Source organism: Mesorhizobium sp. M7A.F.Ca.CA.004.06.1.1, from assembly GCF_003999135.1.
Lineage (GTDB): Bacteria > Pseudomonadota > Alphaproteobacteria > Rhizobiales > Rhizobiaceae > Mesorhizobium.
This window is the reverse complement of sequence record NZ_RZPQ01001377.1, coordinates 1-592: the sequence shown is the minus strand read 5'-3', so window position 1 is coordinate 592 and position 592 is coordinate 1. Positions and strand designations below refer to the sequence as shown.

General features: G+C 63.0%; 1 protein-coding gene and 1 pseudogene. One reads left to right on the top strand and one right to left on the bottom strand.

Annotated elements, in window-relative coordinates:
• Positions 1-163: pseudogene (locus tag EN906_RS38720) on the top strand (EEP domain-containing protein); the annotation flags it as partial.
• 178 nt (positions 164-341) lie between these two features.
• Here EN906_RS38720 and EN906_RS36435 read toward each other — a convergent pair.
• Positions 342-592, bottom strand: a 251-nt coding sequence (locus tag EN906_RS36435; RefSeq protein WP_164777724.1) for a GNAT family protein, incomplete at its 5' end; no start/stop codon positions are given.

Here is a 592-nt window from a genome sequence, read left to right as displayed (position 1 = left end):
CATCAGCTGGGTCGATCCCAGGCAACCCACCGATCCCAGCCGCCACAAGCGCATCGACTACATCTTCACCAGCGCGTCGCTCGCCAGGTCCCTGCAGCGCCTGTGGGTCGACCGAAAGGCCGTCGGCTCGGACCACCTGCCGGTCTGGGTCGAACTGGGCTGATCCAAGTTTGCCTCCCATTGGTTTCGCGCCGTACCCGATGTGTGTCGAGATTCAGGTCAGGCCGAGCCGAGAATAGTGGCTTCCGAGAACCGGAGCGGAGTGTACTTTTCGTACGCGAGCACCGGAAGCGCAGGAAACCGCCATTCGCAGGCCGGCCTCACCTGAATATCGGCACACATCAAAAGTGGACCCAGTTCCGCAAGCTCGTCCAGGTCTTGCGATCGAGCCGGTAGCGCTCGACGGGAACCTGGCCGGCGACAATCGAGTTCAGCATGCCCTGGCCGGCATATTGGAACCCGCATTTGTGGATGACGCGGCGCGAGGCCGGATTGATGACCCGTGTCGAGGCATGCAGAACCTGGATCGACGTCCTCTGGAAGGCGAGGTCGACCAGCGCGTGCGCCGCCTCGGTCGCATAGCCCTTCTTCC